This window comes from Streptomyces sp. CO7 (genome assembly GCF_053474865.1).
The window spans coordinates 269,769-279,186 of record NZ_JBRIOU010000002.1; the positions used below are offsets into that span (position 1 = coordinate 269,769).

General features: G+C 75.1%; 9 protein-coding genes. 1 reads left to right on the top strand and 8 read right to left on the bottom strand.

Features of this window, described 5'->3' with window-relative positions:
* The 4 genes from ACOV8S_RS03135 to ACOV8S_RS03150 all read right to left on the bottom strand — a co-directional run.
* A partial coding sequence (locus tag ACOV8S_RS03135) for a cobalamin B12-binding domain-containing protein (protein WP_448315977.1) occupies window positions 1-1,043 on the bottom strand: 1,043 nt, incomplete at its 3' end.
* A 16-nt stretch (window positions 1,044-1,059) separates the two neighbouring features.
* A complete protein-coding gene (locus tag ACOV8S_RS03140; RefSeq protein WP_448315978.1) occupies window positions 1,060-2,688 on the bottom strand; it encodes a PP2C family protein-serine/threonine phosphatase in 1,629 nt (542 codons plus the stop codon).
* 117 nt (window positions 2,689-2,805) lie between these two features.
* Complete coding sequence (locus tag ACOV8S_RS03145) at window positions 2,806-3,111, bottom strand: hypothetical protein (RefSeq protein WP_448315979.1); 306 nt, start codon at window positions 3,109-3,111, stop codon at window positions 2,806-2,808.
* A gap of 5 nt (window positions 3,112-3,116) precedes the next feature.
* Window positions 3,117-4,355, bottom strand: a complete 1,239-nt coding sequence (locus ACOV8S_RS03150; protein WP_448315980.1) for a cytochrome P450 — start codon at window positions 4,353-4,355, stop codon at window positions 3,117-3,119.
* 178 nt (window positions 4,356-4,533) lie between these two features.
* On the opposite strand from ACOV8S_RS03150, the gene ACOV8S_RS03155 reads away from it, so the two are divergent.
* Window positions 4,534-5,043 (top strand): DUF4383 domain-containing protein, encoded by a 510-nt coding sequence (locus ACOV8S_RS03155; protein ID WP_448315981.1) that lies wholly within the window; start codon window positions 4,534-4,536, stop codon window positions 5,041-5,043.
* A 354-nt stretch (window positions 5,044-5,397) separates the two neighbouring features.
* Here ACOV8S_RS03155 and ACOV8S_RS03160 read toward each other — a convergent pair whose 3' ends face one another.
* From ACOV8S_RS03160 to ACOV8S_RS03175, 4 genes are all read right to left on the bottom strand, one after another.
* Window positions 5,398-6,921, bottom strand: a complete 1,524-nt coding sequence (locus ACOV8S_RS03160) for a DEAD/DEAH box helicase (protein WP_448315982.1) — start codon at window positions 6,919-6,921, stop codon at window positions 5,398-5,400.
* 300 nt (window positions 6,922-7,221) lie between these two features.
* Window positions 7,222-7,425, bottom strand: coding sequence for a cold-shock protein (locus ACOV8S_RS03165; protein WP_108952184.1), 204 nt, complete (start codon window positions 7,423-7,425; stop codon window positions 7,222-7,224).
* Between the two features lie 400 nt (window positions 7,426-7,825).
* Window positions 7,826-8,443, bottom strand: a complete 618-nt coding sequence (locus tag ACOV8S_RS03170; protein ID WP_448315983.1) for a helix-turn-helix domain-containing protein — start codon at window positions 8,441-8,443, stop codon at window positions 7,826-7,828.
* 65 nt (window positions 8,444-8,508) lie between these two features.
* The coding region (locus tag ACOV8S_RS03175) for an ABC transporter ATP-binding protein (RefSeq protein WP_448315984.1) at window positions 8,509-9,418 on the bottom strand (910 nt) is incomplete at its 5' end.

The following is a 9,418-nucleotide window of genomic DNA, read 5'->3' on the forward strand; positions in this document are numbered from 1 at the left end:
GGGGTGGCGTCGGGCAGGCCCGCGGCGAGGAGGTCCAGGGTGGGGTCCAGGCTCACCGCCGGCACGCCGCGCGCGGTCAGGACGTCCGCCGTCCAGGAGACGAACCCGGAGAACAGCACGTCGTCGTCCACGTACACGGCCGCCGCGAGGTGGTCGACGACGTGCGCCACGTCCTCCGCCGTCCGGTCCCGCTGCACGTCGCTGTACGCCCGCATCGGCGGGAACCGGTCCTCCAGCGCCGCCAGCGTCTCCTTCACCAGCCGCTGCCTCGCCCGGGTCACCGTCGTGTACTCCTGGTCCGCCAGGTGCGGCAGGTCGTCGACCGGCCGGTGCGCCGGCCGCGGCAGGCTCCCGGCCAGCCCCGACTCCAGCACCTCGGCGGCGCCCTGCGCGTTCGGCGCCCACCCGTCGGCGCCCAGTGTCCGCGCGTGCCGCCCGTCCGGTCCGAAGGCCCGCCCGCCCGCGAGGACGGGGAACCCGGCGGCCTGACAGGCCGCCACCACCCGGTGCGCGGTGGGCAGGTGACGCGGCATCGAGCAGGACAACGCGACCGCCCGCGGCGCCGAGGCGTGCAGGTCGGCGACCAGGTGCGGCGTCGGCACGTGCGCCCCGAGGAAGCCGACGTCCCAGCCGCGCCGCCGCAGCACCTCCGCGACCAGCCGGGCCGGCAGGGAGTGCCACTCGCCGTCCACGCAGGCCACCGTGATCCGCCCGCGGTGCGGGGGCGGCGGCCGGTACGCCGGGTGGTGGGCGAGAGCCGCCATCACCCGCTCGTTGACGGCGGTGGCGGTGTGCTCCTGCGCCACGGTGATCCGGTTGGCGGCCCATTCCGCGCCGATCCGCTCCTGGACCGGGGCTATCAGCCCCAGCAGCACGTCCTCCACGCCCACGCCCGCGTCGACGGCGTCCAGCACCACGCCGGACGCCGTGTACTCGTCGCCCTGGCGCAGGGCCTCCCACAGGTCCTCGTGGACCTTCGCGGGCACCCTCTCCCAGGGGCTGCCGCCGCCCGTTCCGCCGTCCGTGCCGTCCTGTGCCGTCATGCCGTCGGGCCTTCCCTCAGAAGTCTCCGCGGTACGGGGCCCCGACGGCCACCACCGCGATGTCGTCGTGATCACCGCCGCCGAGCCAGTCGGCGGCCAGCATGTGTACATGATCCACCAGGGCGTCGACCGGCATGCCGGCGCACCGCCGGAGCGCGGCCAGCAGCCGTTCCTGCCCGAACATGTCGTCGCCCAGCGGCCCGCCGCGTGCCTCCGTGATCCCGTCGGTGAACAGCACGCACGTCTCGCCCGGCCGCAGCACGACCTCGGCGGTGGTGGAGCTGATGCTGTGGAACGCGCCGACCAGGGTGCCCCGGGTGGGGACCTCCTCCACCTCGCCGGAGCGGCGGACCACCACCGGCGGCATGTGCCCGGCGCTGGTGACCCGGAGCCGCACCAGCGGGCCGTCCCGCACCACCGAGGCGAGCGCCAGGGTGGCGAAGCGCGGGTTGGCCGGCGCCAGCAGCGCGTCGTTGAGCAGGCCCAGCAGCCGCTGGTGGTCGCCGGACAGCGGCAGCAGCGCCTGCAGGGTGTTGCGTATCTTGCCGGTCAGCACGGCGGCCTCCAGGCCCTTGCCGCACACGTCGCCCAGCACCACGAGCGTCTCGTCCCGCGGCGCGGGGCCGGGATGGACGTCGTAGAAGTCGCCGCCCACCCGCTCGCTGGCCCGGGACGGCTGGTAGATGCCCGCGTACTCCACGCCGTGCACGGTGGACAGGTCGGGCGGCAGGAGGTTGCGCATCAGGGTGGCGGTGATCGCCGCCTGCTCCGCGTGCAGCCGGGCCGCGGACAGCGCCGCCCCGGCCCGGGCGGCGAAGAGCCGCGCGAAGTCGGGCCCGGGGCGGGCGTCGTCCGCGCCGTCGGAGGCCCCCGTGTCGAGCAGCAGCAGGGCCCCGGCGGGCACCCCCTGCCCGGGCAGCGGCGTCAGCGAGGCGCGGGTCACCGGCCCGGCCATCGCGCCGGGCACCGCCCAGTCCGGCAGCACCGACGGGTCCAGCGCGATCGTGGCGGGGGAGGGCAGACGGCCCCGCAGCGCCTCGTCAAGGTCCGGCACCGCCTCGGGGTCCGCGCGCAGCACCTCGTGCGTCGTGACGCCGTCCGGGCCGCAGGTGGCGACCGGCAGCCCGCGACCGAGCACGGGCGAGACCACCACCGCCGCGTCGGCCAGGTGCTCGGCCGCCAGCCGCGCGGTCAGCTCCATGCAGCGCTCGGGATTGAGCGTCGCGAGCAGAGCCCCGGAGACCTCGTTGAGCACGTTGGCGACCCGGCGCTCCTCCGCCAGCCGGCGCTCGGCGCGGTGGCGGGCGGTCTCGTCGGCGAGCCACCAGGCGACGCCGCCGTCGTCGGCGAAGACCGCAAGGCCCCGGAACCAGCGGTCGTCCACCGGCCCGCAGGCCGCGGCCCGGGTGTCGTCGGACGCGGCCGTGGTCCGGCAGGCGCGCTCGTGCGCCTTGACCAGCCAGGAGGGAGCGGCGTCACGCATCGGCACGCCCGCCGCCGCACGCGGGAAGAGGTCCGCCGCGGCCGCGTTGAGCGCGGTCAGCACCCCCATCGGGTCCGCGGTGAGGACGGGGAAGGGGGCGAATACGCCCCGGTCGGTCGCGGCGGCCGAGGGGTTGTCGTGGAGTGAGTGCGAAGAGTCCACGGATCACGGGCGCCACAGATGGTGCTGCGCGCCGACCGCCCTTCTGAAGACATTGGTCCTCCCACCATCCCCCGGGGTGGCGGACCGGGGCAAGTGTGGGCGGAGATGTGTGCGTTGTCACGGTCGTGGCCTGGTGCGCTGCCAGCGGGGACGCGCGTCGGGACCGCGCCGTCCGGCGACCGAGGCGCACCGGGGGCACACCCGCCGGACCCGGTCCGCGTCGCCGCCGGACTCGGGGAAGGCGTCCTGCCACCCGACGCCGGCGAAGCGGGTCAGCTCCGAGCGGCTGAGGGAGAGCCCGCAGACGGTCTGGTTGGTCCCCGGCTCCCAGGCGTGCACCTCGCCCGCCGGAAGCCGGCGCCCGTCCTCCTCGTCGGTCCACCGGCCGGACGCGGCGACCGCGTACCGCCGCGGCTTCGGCACGTGCGTCACTTTCCCGTCACGGTGATGCGCAGGCCGCTGCGCGGGCGGGCGGGCACCCGGTGCAGGGAGATCCGCATGTCCTGGTCGGGCACCTCGTGGTCCAGCCGGGCCAGCCGCAGGGCCAGCGCCTCCAGCAGCGCGATGGTGACCGCCTCGCCGGGGCACCGGTGGCCGGTCGCCGGGTCGCCGCCGCCCTGCGGGACCAGCTCGTCACGCTCCACCGGCCGCTGGAGGAAGCGCTCCGGCCGGAAGACGAACGGGTCGCCCCACAGCTCCTCGTCGTGGTTCTGGCCGAACAGGTCGATGAGCACCATGGCGCCCTCGGGGATCGGCTCGCCCTGGAAGGAGACGTCCGCCGGGGCGCGTCCGCCGACGAACGGGGCGAACGGGTAGAAGCGCCGCAGCTCGTGGACGAAGGCGGCCAGGTAGGCGGCGTCGTCCGCCCACAGCCGGTCCCGCACGTCGGGCCGGTGGTGCAGCAGGTGGCCGGCGAAGGACAGGAACCAGGTCACCGCGACCGTCGGGCGCAGCACGTTCAGCAGTTCGACGCCGGCCACCCGCGGCTCCAGCAGCAGGCCGTCCGCGTCACGGTGGCGGGCGATCACGTCGAGCGCCGAGCCCTCCGGCGGGGCCAGCGCGTCGTCGCGGACCTCCTCGACGACGCCGGCGGCCCAGAACTCGCGCCGGGCGCGGGCCCGCCGGGCCCGCCAGTGCCGGGGTCCCGCGGTGGCGAAGCCGTCCACCATGGCCACCAGGTCCCGGGCGAGCGGACGGGCGTCCGCCTCGTCCAGCGGAACCCCCGCCCAGCGGCACACGCCCCGGGTCAGCACCACGGCCCCCTCGTCGAACAGCACGACCTCCTCGCGGCCCGCCCAGTCGGGCACCGCCTCCTCCCAGGCGTCGGCGACCCGCTCGGTGAGGTCGGCCACCTGCGCCGGGTCGGCCAGCAGGGACAGGAACATCGCCTTGCGCACCCGGTGTGCCTCGCCGTCCAGGGTGTGCACGGCGCCCTTGCCGAAGAGCGTGCTCAGCACCGGCTCCGGCATCGCGGGGCCGCGCACCACGTGGCGCTCGTCGTAGACGAACCGGACGGCCTCCGGGCCGCGCAGCGCCACGGCGGTGCGTCCGGCCAGCCGGGTGCGCAGCGGGGCGCCGTGCCGGCGGACCAGGCCGGGCAGCCAGTCGTACCCCTTGAGCAGCAGTGCGGCGGTGCGGTCGGCGAGAGGGGACGTATCGCGGGACATGGCGGGCGAGTGCCCTCCCGGCCGGCCGGAAAACTCCCGGTCCGCCCGATCGGGCGCCCTCCCACCCGGGTGCTGGGCCGTGCGGGTGAGAGTCGGCGTAGCCCGGTCCCGCGTGGGCACCGGCCGTGCACAAGGCGGCAGCCGAAGGCCGGCGCCGCCGTCAGGAGGTGGCACGACGATGACCACGAACGAAGCGCGCCCGGCCGGAGCCCGCGCACCGGTGCAGCGGGCCGCCCAGGCGGTGGGCCTGGTCTTCGTACTGGTGGGTCTCCTCGGGTTCATCCCCGGGATCACCACCCACTACGGCGACATGGAGTTCGCCTCGCACGAGTCGGGGGCCAAGCTGCTGGGCCTCTTCCAGGTCTCCGTCCTGCACAACCTCCTCCACCTGCTCCTCGGCATCCTCGGCCTGGCCCTGGCCAGGACCGCGTCGGCCGCGCGCGCCTACCTGATCGGCGGCGGCCTGGTCTACCTGGCGCTGTGGATCTACGGCCTGGTGATCGACCGGCACAGCGACGCCAACTTCGTGCCGCTGAACACCGCCGACAACTGGCTCCACCTGATCCTGGGCCTCGGCATGATCGCGCTCGCCCTGGTCCTCACCCGCGGCCGCGGCCGCGGCACCGGGACGGGGACGCACCGGGCGGGCGGGACCGGGGACGACGGCGGGGCCAGGCCGGCGGCGTGAGGGTTCGGGCGGCGCGAAGGGGGTGACTCGCGAGGGGACAGCCCGGCCCCGACACGGAGGAGGATCCCGTCATGCCCGACCCGAAGGGCCACGACGCCGACGGCGACACCGGCGAGAGCCCGCTCGAGCAGGTCACGGGGGAGAAGGACGTCACCCCCCGAGGAGGAGCGCCGGGACGACGCCCCCGACGACCCCTCGTCCGACTGAAGGCCACTCCCCGAGCCCCCGAGCCGCCCGCCGGCCGGGGGTTCGCCCTCGTCCCGGGGGCAGGGCGTCCCGTACCGCTCCCGGGCCGGACATGGCGCCGCCCGCCGGCGCACAGGTGCGCGGGCGGGCGGTGTGGAGCGGGACGGGTCAGCGGGTGGTGCTGCCGCCGGTGGTGCGGCGGCGCGCCTGCGAGGGGCGGCTGCGGCGGCCGCGGCGGGAGGCCGCGGACCGCGAGGCCGGGGCCGCGGCGGCCGGCGCCTGGATGACGACCGGGACGCCGGACGGCGCCTGGGCGCCGGTGATCCGGGTCAGCTCCGCCTCGCCCGAGCGGACCTTGGCGATCCGGGGGGTGATCCCGGCGTCCGCCATCAGCCGGTCCATCTCACGGCGCTGGTTCGGCAGCACCAGCGTCACGACCGTGCCGGACTCGCCCGCACGGGCGGTGCGGCCGCCGCGGTGCAGGTAGTCCTTGTGGTCCGCCGGCGGGTCCACGTTCACGACCAGGTCCAGGTTGTCGACGTGGATGCCGCGCGCCGCCACGTTCGTGGCGACCAGCACGTTCACCAGGCCGTCCTTGAACTGGGCCAGCGTCCGCGTCCGCTGCGGCTGCGACTTGCCGCCGTGCAGCGCCGAGGCCCGCACACCCACCGACAGCAGGTGCTTGGTGAGCCGGTCCACCGCGTGCTTGGTGTCCAGGAACATGATCACGCGACCGTCGCGGGCGGCGATCTCCGTGGTCGTGGCGTGCTTGTCGGCGTCGAAGACGTGCAGCACGTGGTGCTCCATCGTGGTGACCGCGCCCGCCGACGGGTCCACCGAGTGGACCACCGGGTCGTGCAGGTAGCGGCGCACCAGCAGGTCCACGTTGCGGTCCAGGGTGGCGGAGAACAGCATCCGCTGTCCGTCCGGGCGCACCTGGTCCAGCAGCGCGGTGACCTGCGGCATGAAGCCCATGTCGGTCATCTGGTCGGCCTCGTCGAGGACCGTGATGGAGACCCGGTCCAGCCGGACGTCGCCGCGGTCGATGAGGTCCTTCAGACGGCCCGGGGTGGCCACCACGACCTCCGCGCCGCCGCGCAGCGCGCTGGCCTGACGGCCGATCGACATGCCGCCGACCACCGTGGTGAGCCGCATGCGCAGGGCGTGGGCGTACGGGGTGAGCGCGTCGGTGACCTGCTGGGCCAGCTCACGGGTGGGCACCAGGACCAGGCCCAGCGGCTGCTTGGACTCGGCGCGCTGCCCCGCGAGGCGGGCCAGCAGGGCCAGGCCGAAGGCCAGCGTCTTGCCGGAGCCGGTGCGGCCACGGCCCAGGACGTCACGCCCGGCCAGCGAGTTCGGCAGCGTGGCCGCCTGGATCGGGAACGGGGCGGTGACGCCCTGCGCGGTCAGCGCGGACAGCAGCGCCGCCGGCAGGTCCAGCTCGGCGAACGCCTCCACGGCCGGCAGCGCCGGCGTGATGGTGGCGGGCGGCGCGAACTCGGCGGAACGGGCCGGCGAGGAGGGGCGACGGGCGCCGCCCTTGCGGGACGGGGCGCCCTGACGGCTGCCGCCGGAGCCGGAGCCCTGCGAACGGAAACGGCCGGCACCGCGGGCGGAGCCGCCGGAGCCGCCGAAACCGGCCGCGGTGCGGCGGTCGGGACGCGAGCCGTTGGAGCGTGTGGTGCGGTTCATGCGGAACCTTCCTCGATGCGGCACACGTATCGAGGAATTCCCCCGGGCGGATGAACGCCATGCGGGTATTCGCAATACTGAGCCGGTGAACGGGCGCAACGGGGGCCGGCCGGAAAAAGGGCGGGCGACTGCGCCGGAAGAATGAGCCGGACGGTGGACGGGAGGTGAATCTCCACCACATGAGCGTCCGTGCGGGGTGGGCGGCGGCGTGACGCCTGGCCGCCCGGTGTGGCCAAAAAGCACCGGACTGGGGCCCGCACCCCAAAGTGTGCGGGCCCCAGTCCGTCGTACGTGTCGGCGTCAGGCAGGAACGATGTTCTCGGCCTGCGGGCCCTTCTGGCCCTGCGTGACGTCGAAGTTCACCTTCTGGCCCTCCTGAAGCTCACGGAAGCCGGAGGTGGCGATGTTCGAGTAGTGGGCGAAGACGTCGGGGCCGCCGCCGTCCTGCTCGATGAAGCCAAAACCCTTTTCCGAGTTGAACCACTTCACGGTGCCAGATGCCATATTGAATCTCCTTCTGGGGCAGTGCCCGGATCCACACCGTGTGGAACCGGAGTCGCTGCGATGATTTCCCGTCCGGAGATGTCCGGCAAGCGGTGAGACTGTCGAAAACAAAAAGAGTGCTCGTCGACGAAAGGGTCGGAAGAGCACTCGAAGCCTCTGGGAACCAAAACTGCAACTTCTGCGACCGTAGCACAGGTCGAGGGGCGATGGGCGGGCGGCGGGCCCCGGAGTGATCCGTGTCTCGTGAGCGGTACCCCCTGGTGGAGTCGTGGCCGACGTGAGGTCGCGGGCCGGAACGCACGACGGGCGAGGGGCGGCACGGGTGGAACGGATGGTGCCGCCGGGCGGCCGGGCGGGTGAGTCGCGCGTCGCCCCGATGGCCCGAACGGGTCCGGGCTGATCAGTGGCGCGGGTGGCCGACCATGGTGAGGGTGACCGCGGGAGCAGCGTCGGTGCTGTAGAAGTGGCTGCTCAGGCCGGAGAAGCGGGCGCTGTCGCCGGTGGCGAGGCGGTACGGGCGCCCGTCCACGGTCAGGGTGACCTCGCCGGAGAGGACCACCACGTACTCCACCGACCCCGCCCCGTGGGAGCTCAACTGGCTCTGCGCGTGCGGGTGCAGGCTGGTGCGGTACAGCTCCACGCGGCCCGGTTCGTGCCCGGCGAAGAGCAGGTTGACGGCGGTCTCACCGGGCGGCTCGGGCAGATCGGCGGCGCGCACGATCTCCGGGTGCAGCAGCGGGCGGCGCAGCAGCTCGTCGCAGGTGGTCTCCAGCGCCTCGGCGATCCGGACCAGCACGTCGACGGTGGGGTTGGCCTCGGCGCGCTCGATCTGCGACAGCAGCGCCTTGCTGACCCCGGTCGCCGCCGACAGCTCGCGCAGGCTCAACCCCCGTGCCAGACGGCGCCGGTTGACGTTCCCCGCGAGCGAGGCGCGGGTGCCGGACGCGGCCGGCGCACCGGAGGCGGTCCGGGCCTCGGCCTGGTGCGGGACCGCGGCCGGGGTGGTCGTGCCGGTCACCGTCGTCCTCCTCGGTCGTCGCAGGTCAGGGGCGTGGAGCAGGGTGTCGTGCGAGGTGCCGAACTCTACCGTGGGGCGGGGACGGCGGCGAGCAGCCGACGGGTCTCGGGATGCCCGGGCGCGTCCAACACCCGTGCGGCCGGACCGGCTTCGACGAGGCGGCCGTCGTGCAGCACCGCCACGTGGTCGGCGATCTGCCGCACCACGGCGAGGTCGTGCGTGATGAACAGCACCGCGAAACCCTGGTCGCGGCGCAACTCGCCGAGCAGGTTGAGCAGTTGCGCCTGCACCGAGACGTCGAGCGCGGCGACGGACTCGTCGCAGATCAGCAGCCGGGGCCGGGCGGCCAGCGCCCTCGCCACCGCGACCCGCTGACGCTCGCCGCCGGAGAGGGCCGCGGGGCGCCGTGCGGCGTACCGCTCGGGCAGGCCGACCCTGCCCAGCAGCGACTCGACGGTGTCCGTGCCGCCGCGCCCGCCGCGCCGGGCGGCGTCCAGGGCCTCGCGGAGGGTGGCGCCGACGGTGCGCAGCGGGCTCAGCGAGGCGTACGGGTCCTGGAAGACGATCTGCGCGTGCGCGGCGATCCGGCGACGGTCCGCGGTGGAGGGCCGCCGACCTCGGGGGAGGTCGACCGGGCCGGTGCGGACGGCGCCGTCGTCGAAGGACTCCAGACCGATGGCGATCCGCGCGAGGGTGGTCTTGCCGGAGCCGGAACGTCCCACCAGGGCGGTCACCTCGCCCGCGGGCACGGTCAGCGACACCTCCGCGAGGGCGTGCCGTTCACCGGCCGCGGACCCGAACCGGCGTCCCACGTCCCGCACGACGAGGGCGGCGGTGTCGTCGTCGGCCGGGGCGGCGTGGGAGTGGGAAGCGGAACCCGGCTCGTCAGGTCCCGCGCCGGCCGTCGCCCCGCCGTCCGCCGCCGCCCCGCCGTCCGCCGCCGCACCGGGTGCCGCGGCGTCCGCCGTCGTGGAC